Below are 23598 nucleotides of genomic sequence, written 5' to 3' on the forward strand. Positions count from 1 at the left end.
TTCTTTCGATCCTCAATTGTATCCGGTTGTGATAAGATTGAGCTATTAATTAATAGAGTAAGGAAGGAATCCGAATGACGCAAATTCAACAATTAAGACAGCAACTTTCAGAGTTACGCTCTAAGGTGAATCAAGGGGAGATCTTCCAGTCACTAGGCGATGAAGTTGGTAAGATCATCGACCCCGTGAAACGCCAGCGTTCAACGAAAATTGAGCAACCAGCAGATGAAAGTGACGTTTTAGAGTTACTGCAGGAGTTACGCGAACAACTGAATAAAAATGAATTGACCGCAATTACAAACCAACAGTTGTTTGAATTGCTAAGTCATATTGGATCCACTAATTCAGCGGTCCGGGATCAAGGGGTTTACTTCTTGTTCAACGACTTGTTAGAGGATCAAATTCTGACCAAGGATCAAATGACCCAGACGTTTAATTATTTACTATCGGATGAGATTATGTTTGATCACATTGAAGAGCGGAAAAATAATGGTATTTTTCAACGCTCTTTTGCTGTTTTATTACTCTCGACACTTTTGTACGGCGATCGAGCGGGCTATTTTTTCCTGAATAGTGAGATGTTAAACCGGTTAGTCGATCAAATGGCTGTTTATATTGTGCTAGAAACGGATACCCGTGGCTTTGTCAAGCGTAATGGCTGGGCCCATGCGTATACCCACATTGGTAACGTACTCGACGAGTTATCACAACGAGACGATCTTGCGCGCTCAGATAAGATTTTTTTGATGACGGTCTTGATTGAACGGTATAAGCGGCTTGAAACGCCATTAATTTTTGGTGAATCTCAGCGATTAACGGCGTATTTATCACGATTAACCAAGAAGAACCATCTTTATAGCAGTTATTTTCTGTTGCAACTAAAAGCTTGGCGATCTCAAATCATGAGCGATTATCAGCCTCAAACGGAAGGACAGTGGACTGTCGTATTTAATCATATGCGGCTGATGCAAGCGATCCTAATTAGTGGTGGGTTTGATGATGAAATTATTAAGTACATCGCTGGTGGTCAGAATTTTATAAATTAGAAAATAATGAATTTTCTAAGTAAAGCATTTTCAAACATCTTACTGACATGCTATACTTAGGGTTCTATAAATCGGAGAATAGGTGTGAGATAAAATGCAAGAAAAGAAGATTCATGTTGCATTGCTGTTTGGAGGCAACTCTTCTGAACACGATGTGTCAAAGCGTTCAGCACATAATATTTATGACGCCATGGATAAGACGAAATATGATGTTAGTCTATTCATGTTTACCAAAGATGGTATTTTGTTAGGTCATCAAGCATCACAACGAATTTTTAATGGTGAAGATGAAGACCAAGTGGTTGCCGATGAATATCCAAAGATTGACATGAGCAACCCATTGGCACCAATCATGGCCTTGGGAGAAATTCAGGATGTTGATATTTTTTACCCAGTCATTCATGGTAACTTGGGCGAAGATGGTACGGTTCAAGGACTTTTCAAGCTACTTAAAAAGCCATATATCGGATCAGGAATTTTAGCGTCTGCAGCATCGTTTGATAAGGATATGACGAAACGCATCCTCAATCAGGCGGGGGTTCGCAACACGAAGTATCTCCTAGTCACGCCTGAAAACAAGGACGAGATGACGTGGGCTAAAATTAGTGCGGAATTGGGCGACACCGTCTTCATTAAACCGGCTAACCAAGGTTCTTCAGTTGGTATTCATAAGGCAACGGATGCGGCTTCATATGAATCAGGGCTAGCAGATGCCTTTAACTATGATTTTAAGATTTTAGTTGAGCAGGCGGTTGTGAAACCACAAGAAATTGAAATCTCAATTTTAGGGAACGAAGCACCACGGGCATCGAAGCTCGGGGCCGTACGGGTACCCGAATCGGATGCATTTTACGACTATCAAAATAAGTTTGTTGATGCGAGCGGTGTGGTGTTTGAATTACCGGTTGTCCTATCGGATGAATTAACAAAAGAAATTACTGATATGGCGTTACGGGCTTACGTTGCGCTCGGAATGAAGGGACTATCACGAATTGACTTTTTAGTCGATCAGGATGGTGTACCATATCTAAGCGAACCCAATACATTACCAGGCTTTACCAACATTAGTTTATATCCGCAGATGTGGGAAGTTTCAGGCATCAGTTACTCGGATTTGATTGATGAAATTATTCAGTATGGATTTGCCGAGTACAAGCGTAATCAGCAAATTAAATATGATTTTGAAGAATTAGGTACTGAACATGTTGGTGAAAAGAAGTATAATCAAACCAACTAATGCAAAAGGCACGTGCTAGATAAGGCAGGTGCCTTTTTGATACAACGGGTGATTTTAGTGAAAAGGCATGAATTAACGGTAATTTTATGGCTCGCCATTATGACAAACAACTGGCTTTGGACGACCGATTTAAGTCTGTTAGTTAAATGGCTCTGGCTCGGAGGCTGTCTCGGGGTGGTCACGTGGTGGCTAGCACGGCGGCTGGAATTACGAACACGACAATCGGTTGTAAAATTGATCGTGTTAATTATCATCAATTGGATATTGATCTTACCATTGGGCGGTTTAGGGCTTACGAGCTATTTATTGATGGCCCTGCCAGTTCCTGAACTGGGATTGCAGTTTATTTATCTGCATCGCTTATTGCTAGGTATAATTGCAGTATTAACGTATCTGGTTCTACTAGGAAGTTGGTGGAGTGTCCAACCGATGACCTTGCACTGGCTTCAGCCGACTAAATTGGCACGCGCCAGTCTTTCTCGCCGGCGTTCATTTAGTATCTGGCTGATGGAAAGTCTAGGCTTGGGGTTAATTGCAACTGGGGGAATTTTTCTCAATAATCGTAGTGGTGCGGTGATCTTAGTTGCTGCTGGGACACTGTTTGCGGCAAATACGACCAGTTGGCTGTTAGTCCGCTATTTAAGGATTGATCAGGTAGGGACTCTTAAACCCTGTTTTACCGGAAGTTTGGCGGTGATTTGTTTAGGATGTACCATTTGCTGGATGGTCGTTCAGCCTAGCTTCCCACGTTCGTCGACGATTCCTTTGATCGCTCATCGGGGAGTTGATGGTCATAATGGGGTGCAGAATACACTGCAAAGTTTAAAAAAAACAAGCAACCGCGCCAAGCGAATGGAAATGGATATTCAAGAGACTAAGGATCACCGGTTTGTTTGTCTGCATGACCCCAACTTAGCACATCTGGCGCACCGTAATATCCTAGTAAAAGATCACCGATTGTCTCGGCTAATGCAGGTGCACGTTAGGGAACATGGGCAAGAAACAAAATTGACGTCGTTTGATGCCTATTTAAAAGCTGCACGGCGTCTGCATGTAAAACTGATTGTTGAGATTAAGCCGCAAGCGGGGGTTAATTCTCGTCAATCGGCCCGGGAGTTTGTGCGGCGTTATCGACACGCATGGCAGACAGATCAGTTCGCCGTACATTCTGTGGATGATGCAATTATTGAAGAGCTCGGACAGCATGTAAAGCACCAACAACTGGGACTGATTCGACCATTTATTATTAGCCGTTTAAAAACGACCGGGGTTGATTTTTACTCGATTGACTACCGTGCCGTTAATCGGGCGTACGTGAATTATTTGCATGATCATCATGTTAAAGTTTACGCTTGGACGGTGGATCGGCCGGTAGCCGCTAAACGGATGGTGGCCGCGGGGGTCGATGGAATTATTACCGATGATACTAGTCTGGTTAAAACCCACTTGGCGCACGTTACCAATGGCATCATGTATCAGGCGGAGAATTTTTTGTGGCAAATCATTTAAGAGGCGAGGCGATAAAACTTGAAAATTCGCGGCGAGCAAGTTAGGTTATTACGGAAAAAACTCGGATTATCACAAACCGAGTTGGCCCAGGGAATCTGTACGCAAGCAACGGTCAGCTTAATTGAAAAGAATAATCAATTGCCAAGCATGCCCATCTTATTTCAAATCTGTGAGCGGCTCGGCGTTGACGTTGCGGATGTGTTGGAAACCACTAATAATGGTTTGACCGACATTTTTGAGCGGATCGATAATGCCGTTTTGGCGGATGACGCACAACTCACGGCTAACTTATTGAACACAATTCGAATTAAACAGTTGCGGACCGGTCACGATAAGCAACGTTACTATTACTTTTTGGGGATGCTTCAACTCATGCAACAAAGTGATCCGACAGAAGCGCTATTTAATTTTAATCTCGCTTTAAAGCAGTTTGCTGCCAACGAAACTGATATCTATCAAGTAATGGCAACGGTTGCGGCCGGCATCGCATATTTAAAAAATGGGGATACGTCAACCGCGGAACAGCTAGCCCAAAAAGCAACAAAGATGACTACGGGACAATTAGTAGGGGCAACCGCACGGCAGTTAATTGCGTTAAATTTGAAATTGACTCAGCTGAATCGGCAATTGGATCAATTGGCGGTGAGTCTGCAACACGGAAAAAAAGCGGTAGCACTTTGTCGGCACTTTGAAACGCTATTTGGCATCGATCAGGCTTTCTATCAATTGGCGGTGACTCAATTAACCATGGGGGATGTGACTGCCGGACAACAAACGCTCCGAATCGCTGAAAGCTTAGGAATTGTGTGTCAACATCCCAAGCTGCTAAGTGTTATTCGACAACAGCAGCTCAAATTATCATGAGTGTGAGAGTTTTGTTGCTGGGAAAAATTTGTTATAATTGACAGCTGTTAAGTGAAACTCATAAGAACAAGAGGAAAAATGAATGGCAATTCAAGCTTTAACGACTTTATTTGCAATAATTGCACTTTATATTGGGTACTACTTGGTTACCCACAGGCACAAACCATTTTTGATTTTTGATCCGCGAAAAAGCGTTAAATTTCAGTGGGCAGTATTGATTTGGGGAATTGAAATGTTGGTGGTTGGTGCGTTGGCACTCACGGCCGCATTTGTGGGTTCGACGGGCTTCACCGTGGCAATCTTGAGTGTCGGTTGTTTTTCTGGGACGTTTCTTTCGTTCACTTTTGTATGGTTTTTAAATCATAAGTGATGAAAGCGAAAACAATGTTGCCTTTATTAGGGATTTGCTTTGTGTTTTGTTCATAAATAACGTAAAATGAAGATACAAACAAAGTAGGGGGGTAATATTTATGTTACAACAATATCAACATATCCTCGTTCCAGTTGATGGATCCAAGGAAGCGGAGTTAGCTTTTAAAAAGGCCATTGCGGTGGCTAAGCGTAACGGTTCTGAAACGGAATTACGGTTACTCCATGTTGTGGATACCCGGGCATTTCAAAATATCTCTAGTTTTGATACCTCAATGGTTGAACAAGTTACGGAGACGGCCAAGAAAACGCTGGATAAGTACATTGATGATGCCAAGGCCGAAGGTGTGACGAATGTCAGCTACACGATCGAATATGGTGCACCAAAGACAATTATTGCTCATGACGTACCTAAGGAAATGAAAGCTGATTTAATCATGATCGGTGCTACTGGGTTAAACGCAGTAGAACGACTATTAATTGGTTCGATTACAGAGTATGTTACTAGAACTGCAGTTTGTGACGTGTTAGTTGTTCGGACTGACTTGGACAACCACTTTGTCAAGAATGTAAAAAATCGTAAATAATTAGACATTAAGGGCGTATCTGCGTATGCAGATACGCTTTTTGAGTGCAAAAAAATAAGTTACGACAATTAAGTCGTAACTTAAGCTAATATTCTATTAAAAGAAACTCAACGGTGCCGTTAATCGTTCGTCAGTGTTGACCTGTGTTAAAAACAGGTGGGTCACGGTTGTTATATCTCTAACTACCAAGCGATAAGGCATGTTATCCATATAACGAACACTAGTCCCGATGTCGTAAGACTGTAAGGCAAAACTGTAGTATGAACAACGCGTACACTTTAGAGTTTCTATATACATGTTAGCATGTTGTTTATGATAGCGCAATCAATTTGACTACTTTTTCTTTTTAATCCCCTGCGCGTTAAGCAATTGTTGGTATTGGTTGGCCAGTGCCGCTTCAAATCGACCATTCGTTTTGGGCAGGTAGTACTGGTCATGCTTAATTTTGTCTGGTAAATATTGTTGTTGGACCCAGTCATTTTCAAAATTATGTGGGAACTGGTAGTCGACGCCATGCCCGAGCTTCTCGGCCCCTTTGTAGTGAGCGTCTTTGAGGTGGGCAGGAACATCGCCAAAGTTACCTTTTTTAATGCGAGCAATTGCGGCATCCACGGCCGAAATGCCAGAATCTGATTTTGGCGAGAGACATAATTCGATAACGGCATCTGCCAATGGAATACGGGCTTCTGGGAAACCTAATTTTTCAGCGGCCATGACGGCTGTGACAGCGCGGTTGGCGGCGGGCATATTAGCTAAACCGATATCTTCGTACGCAATTACCATTAATCGGCGCGCAATAATCGGTAAATCACCAGCTTCCACGAGTCGTGCGAGGTAGTGAAGTGCAGCATCTACATCGCTACCTCGAATTGATTTTTGGAAAGCGGAGATAACATCGTAATGGGCATCCCCGTCCTTGTCTGCGGAAAGAGCTTTATGTTGAACACTTTCCTCGATGATGGGGAGCGTGAGCACGATCTGACCGGCTTCGTTTTGCGGTGTAGATTTTGCGGCTAATTCTAGACCATTCAACGCACTTCGAAGATCGCCGTTGGTTGCTCGGACAAGTTGTAACAGTGCTTCGGGTTTTAAATCGATATCCAATTTACCCAAGCCGTTTTTGGAATCTTTGAGTGCTCGTTGCACGGCAGCGGTCATTTCAGCTTCGGTAAGGGGATATACTTGAAAGATTTGGGTTCGACTACGAATGGCGGGATTAATTGAGATGTATGGATTTTCAGTTGTGGCACCAATTAGGACAATTCGGCCGCTTTCGAGATGGGGCAACAAAAAATCCTGTTTGGTTTTATCGAGTCGGTGAATTTCATCTAGAAGTAGGATTACGGTTCCACTCATCTTGGCTTCTTCCGCCACGATTTGAAGGTCCTTTTTGGAGTCGGTGGCGGCGTTTAGCATACGAAAGGCATACTTGGTTGAGCCGGCAATGGCACTGGCAATGCTGGTTTTCCCGGTTCCCGGTGGCCCGTAAAGAATCATGGAAGATAACATTTTAGCGGTCACCATCCGGGAAATGATTTTTCCAGGACCAACGAGATGCTGTTGGCCAACGATGTCTTCAAGTTTGGTAGGCCGCATTCTATAGGCTAAAGGTTGTTGCATGTGAAGACTCCTTTGAATGACTTATGATTTAAAAAGACGAGACCAAAATGACTTTTTTTTAGGCGCTGCTGATTGATCGCCAGCTTGATCTGGTTGGTGCTTTTTAGCGATATCTACCGTTTGGACATAGATGGCTTTTTTAGAAGCAACGACGATGGCCAGGTTGTCCGGATTGGTACGATACTCTGGATTAGTTTTAATCGTAAAATTAACCCCCGATTTGGTGGCTGTTAGAATATAGGATCTTAATTTACTTTGATCGATATTGCCATTGAAGAAGATAATTTCAGCTTGCTCGGTAGCAATTTCCTTGGCAAAGCCTTGCGTCCATTCGTCTTGCGTTAGCTCTTCGATGCTGACGGTGAGACAAACACGCTCGCGAAAGGTTCCTAAGTAGCGGCGTTGCTCGTCAGGATTAACTTTCGGGGTGCCATATAGTGCACTTTGAAGATGCTTGTCTTCAGGAATTTTAGAATTTGCAGACATTGGTAGTAGTCCTTTCTTTTTCACTGACGATATTATAACATTTATACGAAGTTAAATTGAGTAAAGGGGTTGTTTTGCAGTGTTTACAGATGAGGACTTTGAAGTCTTTAAAGATGACACGTTAGCCGGGCGAATGACCAAAATTAAGACCATTATTGATCCTAAATTCTTGTCCCTGGCCACACGCCTAGAACCAATATTTGAACGGCAGCAGGTAATGTTGTATCCGCACGTTGCCAAACACATGCGACGAACAGTTAACCCACCAGTTGATACATGGATCGCCTTTGGACCACAAAAACGGGGATATAAAAAGGACCCACACCTCGAAATTGGACTGTGGCCACACGCATTGTTTGTCTGGCTAGTTGTGTTGCAAGAAGGTAAGCAAAACGATGAGACACTGATCAGCCGTGTTGTACGGAGCCAGTCGGAGATTCAAAGAAGGCCACAATTGCAGTTGAGTAACGATCACACTACCGCAGATCACGTGGTCAACGACACCGAGCATCTAGCGGTGACGTTAACGCAATTTGAACAACATCCTAAAAGTGAATTTTTGGTCGGACGGATATGGTCACAGGCGGAATTAATGGCATTGGACGCCAATCAACAGTTAGCGGCTATTGAAGCAACGGTTGATGCGGTAATGCCGATATATCGGCATTGGTTGTAAAAAAAGTTCTCCACTACTGTAAGCGGAGAACCAAGAATTACTTATTTTGTTCGATACTATCATAATAACTCGATTCAAGCCGTTTGTATGAGCCTGGTTCGACTTTGTCGAGGACAGTCGCAATTGTTTCAAGGCTCGCGGAATAGTCAAAATCTTGATCAAATAGCTGCTGTGATTTTTGTGCGGCTTCATCGACGTCAGGATGGTTTTCACGGAATCGGTTTGCATATTGTAATAGCCGTTCGGTGAGTTGAGAACTGTCACGAATGTCATCTGTTTTTTCCTGCAAAGTTTCAAGATCAGCTTGAACGATTAATAGCTGCTTGGTGATTTCTTCCATATTAATCTTGATTCGGTTAATATCTTCATCTAACTTGGTGATTTCATCACTGACAACGAAGAAATAGTCTAGGTATTCTTTGGGGAGACCGGGAAGATTAAGGAGTTCAACCTGTCGCTTGATGGCGTGAATTTCAGTTGCAAAGTGGGCTAAGGTTTCCTTAGCTTTTTGTTCGTCTTCTTGTAACCCGGCAACACTGTCGTTGACTTCGGTCTGTTGCAGTTCAATCTGAACCAGTTTTTCATTGGCCGCTTTTTGACGTTCCAAGATTTGACTGTCGATGGCGGTGTGTTTATGAATGGCGCTCATATCATCTTGATAATCCTTCTCGATGGCCTTAATTTGTTCGCCCAATCCCCGTGTAGTTTCAAGCTCCGCGTGATCCAATGTATAGTTTTGGCTGAGGCGATCAAGTTCAATCAGCAGTTCATGGTTTTGATTCTGAGCATGGATAATAAACTTAGAAATTTCCGGCATGAGTTTGGTGACTTCGGGACGGGCATCAATTTCTTTTTGCATGACATCGTACAGATGATCAACTTGGCGTTCAATGCTGGTATTGGCCTTTTGAACGGCATCAATTTCAAGCTGCGCCAGTTTACCAAGCGTTTCTTTACGTTGCTTGTTAATGTTGTCAATTTCCATCGCAATGTCGGCATCCACAAATTGGTAGTCTTGCTGGGCTAATTTTTGATAGCCCCTTGCGAGTTCTTTTAGTTGCTCCGGGTATGTGAGATCCAGTTTTTGATATAGATCTGGTACAGCAGCGATGATTTTATCAAGTTCTGAAGTTTGCGCGCGTAATTCAAGTAAAACGTCATGTGCATTAGAGTGATCACCCTCAATTGTGAGTTGGCTAAATTGATCAAAAGCGTCCTCTAATTTAGAAAGACGGTCCTCTAACTGATCAATACTATTTCCGAAGCGAAAGTTTTCAGAGAGCAGTTTTTTACGAATTTGTTGATATTTTTTTTCTAATTCAGAAACAGCGTGACGATGTGTTTGATCAATCTTTTGGAGTTCCTGCAATGATTGTTGATCAGTGTGAATCTGATCAGTTGCTTGCTGAACGAGGTCGGTGAGTTCAGCAAGCTTTTGGTTCGTTAGAATAAAATTGATGCCCCGTGCATCGCTCCGAATCGCTTCGATCAGTGCATCGATTTTGGGGAACAGTTGCTGCTGAACCTGCTCAAAATCGTGTTTTAATTTTTCAAACTGTTCCAATGAATCACCAGTGAGACTCAACTGGTCACCATCACTAATTTTTCCTTCGATGTGCTTAGCCACTAGTGCCTGTTTTTGTGCTTGAAGCTCATTCACACGATTAATTGCCCGTCGCTGAAAAAGATAAAGACCACCAGCAACCACTAACGCAATGACAACAATACCGATTAAAACCTGCAACATTTCGAAATCCCACCCTTATGTACCAAACTTTACAATTGCAATTTAGCTACATTAAATATAAAATCATCTTATTCAAAATTATAACATAGACCAATCATGGCAACACGTTAAATCGGTTGGTAATTAAGGAGCTTTTAAGATGACATCACTAATGGGACAACAATTGGATGCTCTGTTATTCAATGAATCAAATGACGTCGCTAATTTATCAAATGCGGCGGCACTCTTGATGCAAAGCTGGGATAAAATCAGTTGGGCGGGCTTTTATTTATATAACGACTCAAATGATGAGCTTGTCTTGGGACCTTTCCAGGGGAAAGTTGCGTGCATGCACATCAAAAACGGAAATGGGGTTTGCGGTACGGCACTTCAAACAGGGCAGGTGCAACGAATTGCTAATGTTCATGACTTTCCAGGACATATCGCCTGTGATAGTGAGTCCAATGCTGAAATCGTCGTTCCACTAATTACTGCAAATGGTCAAAAAATTGGTGTACTTGATATTGACTCAACTAACTATGATCGTTTTTCAGCTAAGGACGAACAAGAGTTAAAAGAATTCGCGACCGTTTTGATGACGCACCTTGACGTAGCTTCATAAAACGCGTTATACTACTCTTTGTGTAAAATAATGCAGCAGTAAGTGGGTAAGCTCGTCAACAGGGAGATGCCATTTGGTTCAACTAGTAACCGAGGCTGCAAAGGCGAACGTTGCAAATTGACCTGCACGAATACCAAGCTTACAATCGGATTATTTTACTCCATATTAATTTTTTGGAGGAACTATATATGTCTCGTTATACAGGACCAAGCTGGCGTTTATCACGTCGTCTTGGCGTTTCACTTTCAGGTACTGGTAAAGAATTGGCTCGTCGTCCATACGCTCCTGGTGACCATGGTCGCGATCGTCGTAGCAAATTGTCAGAATACGGTTTGCAATTACAAGAAAAGCAAAAGCTCCGTATGACATACGGCATGACAGAACGTCAATTTGCCAACTTGTTCATTCGTGCCGGCAAGATTAAAGAAGGTACTCATGGTACCAACTTTATGGCTTTGCTCGAACGTCGTTTGGATAACATGGTTTACCGTTTAGGTTTGGCTACTACTCGTCGTCAAGCTCGTCAATTGGTTAACCATGGTCACATTACTGTCGATGGTAAGCGTGTGGATATTCCTTCATACGAAGTTACTGTTGGTCAAGTAATTGGCGTCCGTGAAAAGTCAAAAGACTTGGTAATCATCAAGAACGCTGTTGAAGCTGTTGTTGGTCGTCCTTCATACGTTGAATTCGACGCTGACAAGCTTGAAGGTTCATTGGTACGTATTCCAGAACGTGAAGATATGGATGCAGAAATTGATGAATCACTTATCGTTGAATACTACAACAAGTTGTAATATCGCGATTTATCTGTTCAAAGAGGTGGGCACTTTGGTGTCCACCTTTTTTGTAATGCAAATACTGTTCACACAGTACCCTGTCTGTTATAATAGGGAGCTGTTTAAATTGAGTCGAACTCGTTGCTAGTGCCGCTATCCGCACTGGCAACACTATCTTGCATGGGAACCACTCATCTGTGGGGAATATGCCATATTAAAGAGGGATAATTGTGATTTATTTTGATAATAGTGCCACAACGCAGGTGCTACCCGAGGTGCTACAGACGTACCAAACCGTCAGCGAGAAAATTTGGGGTAACCCGTCAAGCTTGCATAATTTTGGTGAATCGGCTTGGCACTTGTTGGAGCAATCACGGGCACAAATTGCGAGTTTACTTGGGGTACTTCCTAGTGAAATTCTATTCACTAGTGGCGGTACTGAGGGTGATAACTGGGTGGTCAAGGGAACCGCGATCGAAAAACGGTCGTTTGGCAAACACCTCATAACGACCGCCGTGGAGCATCCAGCAATTCATAATTCAATGGAACAACTGGAACAGCTGGGATTTGATGTGACGTACTTACCTGTTGACGAAAATGGGCGTATCTCGGTCGAGGATCTCAAAGCGGCGCTCCGGGCTGACACGATTCTGGTGTCCGTCATGGCGGTGAATAATGAAATTGGGACGATTCAACCTCTAAAAGAAGTTGCAGAGGTACTGAAGGATTATCCAAAGGTTCACTACCATATCGATGCTGTACAGGGAATTGGCAAGGGAATTCAATCGCTGATTTTTAATGGACGGGTCGATTTTGTGACGTTTTCTGGTCACAAGTTCCACGCACCACGCGGGATGGGATTTATTTATAAAAAACAAGGTCGAAAGATTGCACCGCTGTTAACTGGTGGTGGGCAAGAACGAAACCTAAGAAGCGGGACTGAAAACTTACCCGCTATCGCGGCAATGGCTAAAGCACTGCGGGTCTTGCTAGATAAAGAAGCGCAAAGTATTAAAGTGGAACGGCAAATCAAACAAACGATTTTACACCATATCGAACAGTTTGAAAACGTCACAATCTTTTCAAAGGATAGTGCCTTGTTTGCCCCCCATATTCTATGTTTTGCAATCGAAGGGGTACGTGGAGAAACGATTGTCCACGCCTTTGAGCAGCATGGCATTTATATTTCCACCACCAGTGCATGTTCGTCAAAAAAACACTTGGCGTCAAGCACCCTTACGGCAATGGGAGTGCCCGAAGCTGTCTCCACCAGCGCAGTTCGGGTGAGCCTTGGTGATCAAAATACGTTTGAAGAAGCTGCTGAATTTAACGATGTGTTTGATACACTTTATCAAGAATTTAAGAAGATTATGTAATTAGAAGGGAGGCTACTATGCAATATAGTGAAATTATGGTGCGGTACGGTGAGTTATCGACTAAGGGAAAGAATCGAAAATCTTTTATTGATCGTTTAGGATCAAACGTTCGGAAGGTATTACATGATTTACCAGAGGTTAAGATTCAAGCCAATCGTGACCGACTCCATGTGAGCTTGAATGGGGCTGATAGTGATCAAGTTGTTGACCGGCTGAAGTTGGTATTTGGTATCCAAAACTTCTCGCCATCCGTCAAGGTGGATCGAACGTTTGAAGCAACAGCCGAAATGGCGGCTCAAATGGTTAAGGAACAACTCGGAACTACGAAAACTTTTAAGGTGAATACTCGAAGATCAGATCATCAGTTTCCGATTGATACTAACGAAATGAATACGCGCCTTGGTGAATATTTACTTGAGGCATTTCCTGAACTAAGTGTCGATGTTCATCAGCCAGATTTGGTTGTGCGCGTTGAAATTCGGGCGAATGGTATTTTTCTTTCTAGTCAAACGATTCAAGGAGCCGGTGGGTTACCAGTCGGAACTTCTGGCAAGGGCATGCTAATGCTTTCTGGGGGGATTGATTCTCCCGTTGCTGGTTATTTGGGGATGAAACGGGGTGTTTCCATGGAAATGGTCCATTTCTTTAGCCCACCATACACAAGCGAACAGGCGTTAGCTAAAGCGCAAGAGTTGACGGGTAAGTTAGCCCGGTATAGTGGTACGATTCAATTCTTACAGGTACCATTTACGGAGATTCAAGAAACTGTTAAGGAGAAGGTTCCTGAAGGTTACTTGATGACGGTTCAACGGCGCATGATGTTACGATTGACGGCGGCCTTGGCATTAAAACGGCATGGTCTTGCGATTTTTAATGGGGAATCCCTCGGACAAGTTGCGTCGCAAACGATGGAAAGCATGTTGGCAATTAATGATGTCACCACACTACCGATTTTACGGCCGGTGGTTTCACTAGATAAGACAGAAATTATTAAAATTGCCGAAGATATTGATACGTACCAATTATCAATTTTACCTTTTGAAGACTGCTGTACAATTTTTGCGCCACCTAGTCCTAAAACAAAGCCCAACCTTGAACGGGCACGTGTGTATGAATCTCGGTTAGATGTTGAGGGATTGATGCAACGGGCTCTCGACGGCGTTAAAATTGTCGAAGTTCACGCAGGGGAAGAGTTTTTGAACCAGGAAGCGGATGCCTTTGCCGAATTACTCTAAGTGATCAATTATCAATTCGTAGTCTAACGGCTTGCAAAGGTTAACAAAGTGTTGTAGTTTTATTACAACCCCAGATATTTTATGGGCAAAAGCGTTAGGAAGGAGTGCGTGACTGTGGAAATAACACGCCAGGGTCAAGTTGAAACATTAGTCGGTAATCCGCCAGAAGTGGGCCAGGATTTACCACATTTTAAGTTGTTTAATGCCGAAGATCAGAAGGTGAAAACGCGGGAGTTGATTGGTCAACCGCTATTAATTAGTGTTGTACCAGATATTAATACCCGAGTTTGCAGCATTCAAACTAAGAAATTTAATAAAACGGTGGATCAGTATCCGAATGTTCGTTTTATTACCGTTTCAACCAATACAATCAAAGAGCAAGCAGCATGGTGTGCAGCTGAGGATGTCGAAAAGATGGAAATGATGTCTGACAGCGAGGAGTCGTTTGGCTACGAAATGAAGCTACTCAGCCCCAATGCTGGCGTCCTTGCACGGTCGATTTTTCTTGTAAACGCACAGGGCCAAATTGTTTATCGGCAAATCGTTGAAGAACAAACTGATGAGCCTAACTATTTAGCCGCCATTAATGCATTGAAAAAATTAATTTGAGTGCTTGACTCGCATTCAATTATTGTCTATGATATACGTCAATAAGCATCGAACAAGAGAGTAGGTGTGTGGCAGTCTCCAGAGAGAGGACGTTAGTGAAAGATCCTTGGCTGACATGCATTGAAGGTAGCTTGCGAGCTGGTCACTTAGCAGTGTTGAGTGGCCCGGATAACATCCGTTAACGTGATTTAAGTGGGGATAATTCCCAATTTAGGTGGTACCGCGAGAAACTCGTCCTATTCAGTTAGGATGGGTTTTTTATTTTGTATTGATGCACATTAAATATTCAGCGAAAAGGAGTGGTTCCATGGCAAAAGAAACAGACATGTCGACCAAATATGATCCACAAGCCGTTGAATCAGGTCGTTACCAAGAATGGCTTGATCAAGGACTATTTAAACCAAATGGTGATAAGAAAGCACATAAGTATTCAATCGTGATTCCGCCACCGAATGTCACTGGAAAACTCCATTTAGGACATGCTTGGGATACGACCTTGCAAGACATGATTATTCGCCAAAAGCGGATGCAAGGATTTGATACGCTCTGGTTACCCGGAATGGATCATGCTGGGATTGCCACCCAGGCTAAAGTTGAAGCACGGCTCCGTGATCAAGGAATTTCACGCTACGATCTTGGTCGTGAGAAGTTTGTTCAACAGGTATGGGATTGGAAGGATGAATATGCAGATATTATCCACCAGCAATGGGCTAAGCTCGGATTATCATTGGACTACGATCGGGAACGCTTTACCCTTGATGAAGGCCTAAATAAGGCTGTACGGAAGGTGTTCGTTGATCTATACAATAAAGGACTCATTTATCGCGGTGAGTATATCATTAACTGGGACCCACAGGCACGGACTGCATTGTCTGATATTGAAGTTATTCATGAAGACGATAAAGGTGCCTTTTACCATGTTAAGTATCCTTTCACCGATGGTACCACATACAATGGCAAGGACTATATTGAAATCGCGACTACTCGTCCTGAAACGATGTTTGGGGATGTGGCAATTGCTGTGCACCCAAGTGACGAACGCTACAAGGCGTTAGTTGGTAAGAAAGTCATGGTGCCGTTAGTTAACCGTGAAGCGGAAATTATCGCTGACGAATACGTTACACCAGATTTTGGAACCGGAATGGTTAAAATTACCCCTGCTCATGATCCTAATGACTTTAAAGTCGGTAATCGGCATAATTTGAAGCGCATTAACACGATGAACGAAGATGCCACCATGAATGCCAATGCTGGTAAATACGAAGGTATGGACCGGTTTGAAGCACGTGAAGCCATTGTTCATGATCTACAAGAAGAAGGGTACATGCTAAAAATTGAACCAATCGTGCATTCGGTTGGTCACTCGGAACGGACTGGGGTTCAAGTTGAAGCCCGTTTGTCGACCCAGTGGTTTGTGAAGATGAAGCCGTTGGCAGAGGCATCACTTAAAAACCAGGATTCTGATGATCGAGTTGACTTTGTGCCGCCACGTTTTGAAAATACCTTTACATCTTGGATGGAAAATATCCATGATTGGGTTATTTCACGACAACTCTGGTGGGGACACCAAATTCCAGCGTGGTATCACAAAGAAACTGGTGAAATCTATGTTGGCATGGAAGCTCCTGAAGACGCTGAAAATTGGGAACAGGATAGTGATGTTCTTGATACTTGGTTCTCAAGTGCACTATGGCCATTTTCAACGATGGGTTGGCCGGACACGGATAGTGCTGATTTTCAACGCTATTTCCCAACGGATACCTTAGTAACTGGTTATGATATTATCTTCTTCTGGGTTGCCCGGATGATGTTCCAAAGTACCGAATTTACGGGACGGCGACCATTTAAGAATGTGTTGATTCACGGTTTAATTCGTGATGAACAAGGCCGGAAGATGAGCAAGTCATTAGGGAACGGAATTGACCCAATGGATGTGATTCAAAAATATGGTGCTGATGCATTGCGTTGGTTCCTGGCCACTGGCTCAACACCTGGACAAGATGTGCGCTTTAGTTACACCAAAATGGATGCGGCTTGGAATTTCATTAATAAGATTTGGAACGCAAGTCGTTACGTAATCATGAACTTGGGTGAAATGGAAAAACCTGAGTTACCAGATCAAAGTAAGTGGGATTTGGCGGATCGCTATATCCTTAACCAATTAAATAATACGGTGAAGGAAGTTACGCGCTTATTCGAGAAATTTGAGTTCGGTGAAGCTGGTCGTGCGCTATATAACTTTATTTGGAATGATTTCTGTGACTGGTATATCGAAATGTCGAAGGAAAAGCTGAATAGTGGTGACGCGCAACAACAAAGCGATACTCGTAATATTTTGGCTTATGTTCTTGATCAGACCTTAAAATTGATGCATCCAATCATGCCATTTGTTACCGAAAAACTATGGTTAAGTATGCCGCACGATGGGGAATCACTCGTGACCGCACCATATCCGGTTGCTCATTCTGAATTAGAAGATGCCAGTGCATCGGAACAAATGGGACATTTAATCGAACTCATTAAGGCGGTACGAAATATCCGCAATGAAGCTGGGGCACCAATGGCAACGCCGGTGGATATGCTGATTAAAGTTGATAATGAAGCGCTCGGGTCCATGTTTAGTGATAACAAGGAATATATCGATCGGTTCTGTCATCCACAAGAATTGACGATTGGAACGGCAATTACGGCACCAAAATTAGCCTTAACAGGAATTATTACGGGCGCCGAGGTCTATATTCCAATGGCTGAATTAGTTGATTTGGACGAAGAAAAGGCTAAGTTGGCTAAAGAAATTGACAAGTTGAAACAAGAAGTGCAACGCTCAACCAAGAAGCTTGGAAACGAACGCTTTGTGGCCAATGCTCCTGAAGAAGTGGTTGCTGCAGAACGCGCAAAACAAGCCGAATGGGAACAGAAATTGAGTGCTACCCAAGAACGACTTGATTCGATTCAAAACGCATAAAGTAGCGTCAGTGTTAAAGGACGGAACAAAATTCTCTGGTGAGGGTTCGGTTCCGTCCTTTTGCTGAATTGAGAGGATTTGAAGAGCACATATGGAGATTCAAAATTACGAACAAGCGCTGCAATTTATTCACGGGCGCACACAATTTAAAAAAATTCCGACATTGAAAAGAATGCGCCGATTGATGCAGGAACTGGGGGACCCCCAAAAGACACTGACCATGATTCATGTTACTGGTACGAATGGGAAGGGCTCCACCGTGGCCTTTTTACGATCAATACTGATGGCGGCCGGTAATCATGTGGGCACGTTTACGTCACCATTCATTACCAGATTTAATGAACGGATTAGTTTGGACAACCAGCCGATCGATGATCAAAACTTGGTGACATATACGCAGCGGGTCAAAACGGTCGTGGATCATTTGGACCAAGTTTTGCCGGAAGGCGGCCCAACTGAGTTTGAAATTGTGACCGCAATTATGTTTTTATACTTTCGAGATGTTCATCCCGACGTGGTGATTGTTGAAGTGGGAATTGGTGGTTTGTATGATTCAACCAATATCATTGTTCCTGCGGTGTCAGCCATTACAACAGTGGGTTATGATCATATGAATATTCTGGGCAACACTTTGACAGAGATTGCGACCCAAAAGGCCGGTATTATCAAGCCCAATGTACCAGTTGTGATCGGCCAATTGCCCAATGAGGCACTAACCGTTATCTCTGCGGATGCTCAACACAAAAATGCCACACTTATTCAACCCGAGGTCGATTATCAAGTAACCTTACTTGAGCATCAGGGACTAATGACTCAGCTTGAATTTAGTGATGCGCAGGTTGGCCGAGAAAAGCTTCAAATTAGTTTGTTTGGCGATTATCAGGTCCAAAATGCAGGCGTCGCCGTAGCGACTGTCATTGCATTTTGGAACCGTCAGTCAATTCCAGTGGACTGGAGTGCCATTCGACAGGGGGTAAAGACGACGCGCTGGCCTGGTCGGATGGAATTGGTCAATGAAACGCCGGCTATTATTTTAGATGGTGCCCATAATTTACCAGCAATGAAGGCGTTACGGGCCACTATTGAGCACAACTTTAGCCAAAGAGATGTCTATTTATTGGTAGCGATGTTGGCCGATAAGCAGACGCATGAAATGATCGATGAGCTTCGTGCAATACCAGGGATTCATCTGGTATTGACAACATTTGCCGGTCCCAAAAAACAACGACCTGGTGCATCGATTGAACAATTAATTACTGATCGGCCAGATAAACGGCAAATTCAAACGGTACCAACTTGGCAAGATGGGGTGACGCAATTAGCGCACCAGTTATCCGGGGATGATATCCTGATTATTACGGGATCGTTGTATTTTATTTCGGATGTACGACATTATTTTAAGGATTAACTTCGTTTTTCCCGTATTTTAATTGTGTATGGGGAGGATGAACGATGAATAATAATGAGCAAGTAGGCACCGCATTGAGTGATCAGGAACTAATCACATCTTTTTTTCAAAAATTAAATCCAAAACAGGCACCGGAACTTAGTCAGCAATTTCGAACGGCTTTTCCATCATTGAGTGAATTTAAAGGGGCTAGTCAACAGCAGCGTCTAGATCTAGTTAATTCGGGTGTTGAAGAATTACAGTTGATGCTGATTGGGATTGAACTCGGCCGGCGAGTCGCTCGTAGTTCCCGACCAGTACTGGGAAAAATTTTTTCTAGTCGTCAAATTGGGCAGATTCTGATTGATGAATTTCAGGACGATTTTCAAGAAAATTTATGTTTAATTTGTTTGGATGTGAAACATCGTATCTTGCGTCAACAGGTGGTTTTTCGTGGAACCCTAACAACTTGTCCCGTGCATCCACGGGAGATCTTTTCGATTGCCATTGACTGTCATGCGGAATCAATTGTCGTGGCGCACAATCATCCCAGCGGTGTGACGGAACCCTCTGAAAATGATATTGCGTTTACCAAACGGCTGAATCAGTGCGGCCAGCTGTTGGGGGTTACATTACTGGATAGTTTTGTGATTGGGCAGAACGATTATTTGAGCATGCGAGAAGCACAATTAATGGATTAAATGTAAATAATTCATTAAGTTACGTGACAATCATTTTGAAAAAGTTTCATTTGCTGTATTGTGTGTAAGAAAGGTATATCACAGCGTGGTGACACTATGTTATAATACTAATATTATTGTGAGAATTTAACAGATTGAAATGATGAAGGGAAGAAACAACGTGCTTGGAATCGGAACTAAAAACATTGGCATCGATTTAGGAACTGCCAATACGATTGTGTACATTGATGGTAAGGGAATTGTTTTACGCGAACCGTCAGTTGTTGCCAAAAATACGAAAACTGGAGAGGTCATCTCGGTTGGGGAAGCTGCGCGTGAAATGATCGGCCGTACGCCATCAAGCATTGTCGCAATTCGACCGATGAAAGACGGTGTCATTGCCGACTATGATACAACGGTTGCAATGATGAAATACTATATCGAAAAAGCGCTTGGTAAAAACAGTGGTAAGCCATACGTGATGGTTTGTGTCCCGAGTGGGGTTACCGAAGTTGAAAAGCGTGCTGTCATTGATGCTACTCGCGTTGCGGGTGCCCGTGATGCGTATGTGATTGAAGAACCATTTGCTGCTGCAATTGGTGCGGGGCTGCCAGTGATGGATCCAACCGGTAGTATGGTTGTTGATATTGGTGGTGGTACAACTGATGTCGCTACAATTTCACTTGGTGGGATTGTTTCGAGTCGTTCAATTCGTATGGCTGGTGACAAGATGGACGAAGCGATCATGTCATACGTTCGCCAACACATGAATTTGATGATCGGTGAAAGAACTGCTGAAAAATTGAAGTGGGATGCAGGTTCTGCTTCAATTGATGAAGCTGACGATATGGGCAGTACTGAAATTCGGGGACGGGATTTGGTAACTGGGTTACCAAAGACTGTTGAAGTTTCGGCCGTCGATGTGTCAACTGCCTTACAAGATGTTGTCTCAGAAATTATTACCGCCATCAAGGAAACTTTGGAGGAGACTTCACCAGAAATCGCCGCTGATGTGATTGATCACGGTATCGTGCTTACGGGTGGTGGTGCTTTATTGAAGCATTTGCCAGAAGTCATTGCCGACGAAACCAAAGTGCCAGTATTCATTGCTTCAGAACCATTGGATTGTGTTGCAATCGGGACTGGTGAGTCGTTGAAGAGTATCGACGTAATGAAGAAAAAGTAATTCCGGGTGGATATTAGCCGTAAGGCTCACATTTAAATGAGTTTTCAGGGACGGGGTTGGTCACAAAACTAATGTTTTGTCCAACCCCGTTGATTTAATCCACAATTTCATTGGAGGATAATAATGCGCAAGTTTTTTTCGAATCAGCGTTTAGTGATGATTGTTGTAATCTTGGTACTGTGTTTTGGACTGATGGGTGGTTCCGTCGCGTTGCGGAATCGACGGTCTACACCGCCATTGATTCAACAGTTTGGTAACGATATTGTTGGGTTTACCAGCACGGTTGTCGCTTATCCAGTGAACGCCTTTCAATCAGGAGTCAATTCTTTGTCGGAATTGACGAATGCTTATCAAGAAAACAGATTATTAAAGAAACAGGTAACGGAACTCGCTCAAGTTAAGGTACGTAACCAGACTTTAACTGAAGAAAATAAGCAGTTGAAGAAAGAATTAAAGCTGAACCATTCATTAACTGATTACACAACAGTGACAGCTTCGGTTATGACACGGACGCCATCATCTTGGCAAAACCAACTGATTATCAATAAAGGGGAAACATCTGGTGTGACTAAGAACATGCCAGTGTTATCTGGCTCTGGTTTAGTTGGCCGAATCTCCGAAGTTAATAAGACCAATAGTAAAGTTGAATTGTTGAGTGACAGTAATGAGGCTTCAAACCGGTTTGCAATTCAGATTTCAAATAAGAGTGGTAAAACGGTGAATGGTATTATTACCGGGTATCAAAAATCAACTGGATTACTCTTGATGGGTCATGTGACTTCAAAAGTGAAGGTTACTAAGGGCACCAAAGTCATTACTAGCGGAATGGGCGGTGTAACGCCGAAGGGACTTTACGTTGGAAAGGTCGCTAAGGTTAGTGAAGATGACTACGGCTTAGCTAAAAAGATTTATATTAAACCAGCCACCAACTTTAACAATATTAATATTGTGACGGTTGCTGAACTTGATTCATAGAGGTAATTTGAATGTATAGATTATCAAAATTGAAATATGTTTTTCCAATTGGTTTATTGATCGCCTTTTTCTTGGATGGGGCATTGAGCAACGTGTTTAGTGGTGCGTTTTTTAGCTACCCATATTCGATGGTCAGTCATTTGGTGCTGTTATGGCTGGTACTGGGATATTTCTTTGAAAATGAGGTTCAAATTCCACTGACTGGATTTGCTGTGGTGACGGGAATCGCGTTTGATTTATACTATTCCGGTATTTTGGGTCTGTTCATGGTTTTATTTCCATTAATCATTGGATTGACTCGGGCAATTGGCAAATATTTCTCACCTACGTTTTTAACCGCGATTATGATTTATTTTATTGATTTAGCGGTTTTTGAATTTGCGAATTATTTGGCTTATATGATTATTGGAATTGCACATGCCAGTTTCAGCAGTTTTCTGTTGTACACACTAGCGCCAACGTTAGCACTGAATTTAGTGTACTTCGTTGTGTTATATTTCCCCATTTCATTGCTATATGCCCACTACAATGTTGAGCCACGCTCATGAAATTTTAATATTAGTGATTGACAATTAATTTATGCTGTATTACGATAGTACCCGATAATAAAAAACGGTGAACAGAATAGTACGATAGTCAGACGGTTAAAGAGAGTTTTCGATGCTGAGAAGAAAGCACGGTTGCTATTGGAATCACATCTGTGAGTTGATTTTCTGAAATTAGTAGGAGAATCCGGGGAGTCCCGTTACCACGTTGAGTTTGTTAATAAACTTATTAAGGTTAAGTTCGCGAGAACTTAACAACGTTGAGGTGGAACCGCGGATGTCGCCCTCACAGCCCTAGTGGTTGTGGGGGCGTTTTTTATTAATAAACTCAATGAGGTCTTTGCTGTGAAGTAGGGACAAACAGAGGTGGAACCACGATAATGCGTCCTCTTGAGTGAATAACTCAAGGACGCTTTTTGTTTGCTATTAATTAGACTAATTCATTAACTGGGAGGTTAACTCATGTCATTAAGTTATATATCCGAAATTTTACCCTCATTATTTCAGGGCGCTAGTTTAACACTTCAGCTATTTTTCTGGACATTAATTGGATCGTTGCCATTAGGGATTGTCGTCAGTTTAGGACTGACTTCGAATATTAAACCAATTCGTTGGGTGTTAGATTTTTATGTTTGGTTGATGCGTGGCACACCACTATTGCTCCAATTGATTTTTGTTTTCTACGGACTACCAATTATCGGGGTTGTGTTCCATCGTTATGATGCGGCGGTATTTGCATTTATTTTGAACTATGGTGCTTACTTCGCGGAAATTTTCCGTGGTGGGTTACAGTCAATTGATAACGGCCAGTACGAAAGTGCTCGCGTATTACGGTTAAGCTATTGGCAAACGATACGTAAAATTGTGATTCCTCAAGTGGTTAAGATTGTGTTGCCATCAGTGGGAAACGAGGTTATCAACCTTGTTAAGGATTCATCGTTGGTCTACGTCATTGGGTTAGGTGACCTGTTACGAGCTGGTAATGTGGCTACTTCTCGTGATGTGACGTTGGTTCCGCTACTACTAGTCGGAATAATTTATCTGATTCTGGTCGGGATCTGCACGTATCTATTACACAAGGTCGAACAACGATATTCATACTATAAATAAACGGAGGAT

The 23598-nt window shown here is 42.8% G+C and carries 22 protein-coding genes and 2 other annotated features; of the genes, 19 read left to right on the forward strand and 3 right to left on the reverse strand.

What is annotated here, in order from left to right; genetic code table 11:
* Positions 1-74: 74 nt before the first annotated feature.
* The 6 genes from FC26_RS11510 (at position 75) to FC26_RS11535 (ending at position 5612) form a co-directional block, all read left to right on the forward strand.
* Positions 75-1046 (forward strand): DUF2785 domain-containing protein, encoded by a 972-nt coding sequence (locus tag FC26_RS11510; RefSeq protein WP_057780872.1) that lies wholly within the window; start codon positions 75-77, stop codon positions 1044-1046.
* A 94-nt stretch (positions 1047-1140) separates the two neighbouring features.
* Positions 1141-2283, forward strand: coding sequence for a D-alanine--D-alanine ligase family protein (locus FC26_RS11515; protein ID WP_057780875.1), 1143 nt, complete (start codon positions 1141-1143; stop codon positions 2281-2283).
* Positions 2284-2340: 57 nt separating this feature from the next.
* Positions 2341-3792, forward strand: a complete 1452-nt coding sequence (locus tag FC26_RS11520; RefSeq protein WP_157061208.1) for a glycerophosphodiester phosphodiesterase family protein — start codon at positions 2341-2343, stop codon at positions 3790-3792.
* A gap of 18 nt (positions 3793-3810) precedes the next feature.
* Positions 3811-4656 (forward strand): helix-turn-helix domain-containing protein, encoded by an 846-nt coding sequence (locus FC26_RS11525; RefSeq protein WP_057780881.1) that lies wholly within the window; start codon positions 3811-3813, stop codon positions 4654-4656.
* An 82-nt stretch (positions 4657-4738) separates the two neighbouring features.
* A complete protein-coding gene (locus FC26_RS11530) occupies positions 4739-5026 on the forward strand; it encodes a hypothetical protein (protein ID WP_057780884.1) in 288 nt (95 codons plus the stop codon).
* Between the two features lie 100 nt (positions 5027-5126).
* Positions 5127-5612, forward strand: coding sequence for a universal stress protein (locus tag FC26_RS11535; protein WP_057780888.1), 486 nt, complete (start codon positions 5127-5129; stop codon positions 5610-5612).
* Between the two features lie 333 nt (positions 5613-5945).
* Here the strand turns inward: FC26_RS11535 and FC26_RS11540 are convergent, their stop codons facing one another.
* Positions 5946-7232: a replication-associated recombination protein A gene (locus tag FC26_RS11540; protein ID WP_057780891.1), complete on the reverse strand. Its 1287-nt coding sequence runs from the start codon at positions 7230-7232 to the stop codon at positions 5946-5948.
* Positions 7233-7253: 21 nt separating this feature from the next.
* Entirely contained in the window at positions 7254-7718 is a 465-nt protein-coding gene (locus FC26_RS11545; protein ID WP_057780893.1) for a YueI family protein, read from the reverse strand.
* A gap of 79 nt (positions 7719-7797) precedes the next feature.
* Between FC26_RS11545 and FC26_RS11550 the strand changes: the two genes are divergently transcribed.
* Positions 7798-8394, forward strand: a complete 597-nt coding sequence (locus tag FC26_RS11550) for a DUF1054 family protein (protein WP_057780895.1) — start codon at positions 7798-7800, stop codon at positions 8392-8394.
* A gap of 37 nt (positions 8395-8431) precedes the next feature.
* On the opposite strand, the gene ezrA is transcribed toward FC26_RS11550, so the two are convergent.
* Entirely contained in the window at positions 8432-10141 is a 1710-nt protein-coding gene (gene ezrA, locus FC26_RS11555; RefSeq protein WP_057780898.1) for a septation ring formation regulator EzrA, read from the reverse strand.
* A gap of 139 nt (positions 10142-10280) precedes the next feature.
* On the opposite strand from ezrA, the gene FC26_RS11560 reads away from it, so the two are divergent.
* The 12 genes from FC26_RS11560 to FC26_RS11615 all read left to right on the forward strand — a co-directional run bounded on the left by FC26_RS11560 (position 10281) and on the right by FC26_RS11615 (position 23589).
* Complete coding sequence (locus tag FC26_RS11560) at positions 10281-10742, forward strand: GAF domain-containing protein (protein ID WP_057780901.1); 462 nt, start codon at positions 10281-10283, stop codon at positions 10740-10742.
* 188 nt (positions 10743-10930) lie between these two features.
* Positions 10931-11539 (forward strand): 30S ribosomal protein S4, encoded by a 609-nt coding sequence (gene rpsD / locus FC26_RS11565; RefSeq protein WP_057780904.1) that lies wholly within the window; start codon positions 10931-10933, stop codon positions 11537-11539.
* 212 nt (positions 11540-11751) lie between these two features.
* Positions 11752-12897, forward strand: a complete 1146-nt coding sequence (locus FC26_RS11570; RefSeq protein WP_057780907.1) for a cysteine desulfurase family protein — start codon at positions 11752-11754, stop codon at positions 12895-12897.
* A 17-nt stretch (positions 12898-12914) separates the two neighbouring features.
* Entirely contained in the window at positions 12915-14132 is a 1218-nt protein-coding gene (gene thiI, locus FC26_RS11575) for a tRNA uracil 4-sulfurtransferase ThiI (protein WP_057780910.1), read from the forward strand.
* A 114-nt stretch (positions 14133-14246) separates the two neighbouring features.
* The gene (locus FC26_RS11580) at positions 14247-14741 is read left to right on the forward strand and encodes a thiol peroxidase (protein WP_057780912.1); all 495 of its coding nucleotides are present in this window, start codon (positions 14247-14249) and stop codon (positions 14739-14741) included.
* A 39-nt stretch (positions 14742-14780) separates the two neighbouring features.
* Positions 14781-14983: a binding site (T-box leader), on the forward strand.
* A 65-nt stretch (positions 14984-15048) separates the two neighbouring features.
* Positions 15049-17706 (forward strand): valine--tRNA ligase, encoded by a 2658-nt coding sequence (locus FC26_RS11585; protein ID WP_057780915.1) that lies wholly within the window; start codon positions 15049-15051, stop codon positions 17704-17706.
* A gap of 91 nt (positions 17707-17797) precedes the next feature.
* Positions 17798-19114 (forward strand): bifunctional folylpolyglutamate synthase/dihydrofolate synthase, encoded by a 1317-nt coding sequence (locus tag FC26_RS11590; protein ID WP_057780918.1) that lies wholly within the window; start codon positions 17798-17800, stop codon positions 19112-19114.
* 44 nt (positions 19115-19158) lie between these two features.
* Positions 19159-19794 carry a JAB domain-containing protein gene (locus tag FC26_RS11595; protein ID WP_057780921.1) on the forward strand — a complete coding sequence of 212 codons (636 nt, stop codon included), beginning with the start codon at positions 19159-19161 and terminating at the stop codon, positions 19792-19794.
* Positions 19795-19954: 160 nt separating this feature from the next.
* Complete coding sequence (locus FC26_RS11600) at positions 19955-20959, forward strand: rod shape-determining protein (protein WP_057780924.1); 1005 nt, start codon at positions 19955-19957, stop codon at positions 20957-20959.
* A 123-nt stretch (positions 20960-21082) separates the two neighbouring features.
* On the forward strand, positions 21083-21934 hold the full coding sequence (gene mreC, locus FC26_RS11605) for a rod shape-determining protein MreC (protein ID WP_057780927.1): 852 nt from the start codon (positions 21083-21085) through the stop codon (positions 21932-21934).
* An 11-nt stretch (positions 21935-21945) separates the two neighbouring features.
* Positions 21946-22482 (forward strand): rod shape-determining protein MreD, encoded by a 537-nt coding sequence (gene mreD, locus FC26_RS11610; RefSeq protein ID WP_057780934.1) that lies wholly within the window; start codon positions 21946-21948, stop codon positions 22480-22482.
* 58 nt (positions 22483-22540) lie between these two features.
* Positions 22541-22770, forward strand: a binding site (T-box leader).
* 171 nt (positions 22771-22941) lie between these two features.
* Positions 22942-23589 (forward strand): amino acid ABC transporter permease, encoded by a 648-nt coding sequence (locus FC26_RS11615; RefSeq protein ID WP_057780937.1) that lies wholly within the window; start codon positions 22942-22944, stop codon positions 23587-23589.
* Positions 23590-23598 lie beyond the last annotated feature (9 nt).

Source organism: Paucilactobacillus vaccinostercus DSM 20634, assembly GCF_001436295.1.
Classification (GTDB): Bacteria; Bacillota; Bacilli; order Lactobacillales; family Lactobacillaceae; genus Paucilactobacillus; species Paucilactobacillus vaccinostercus.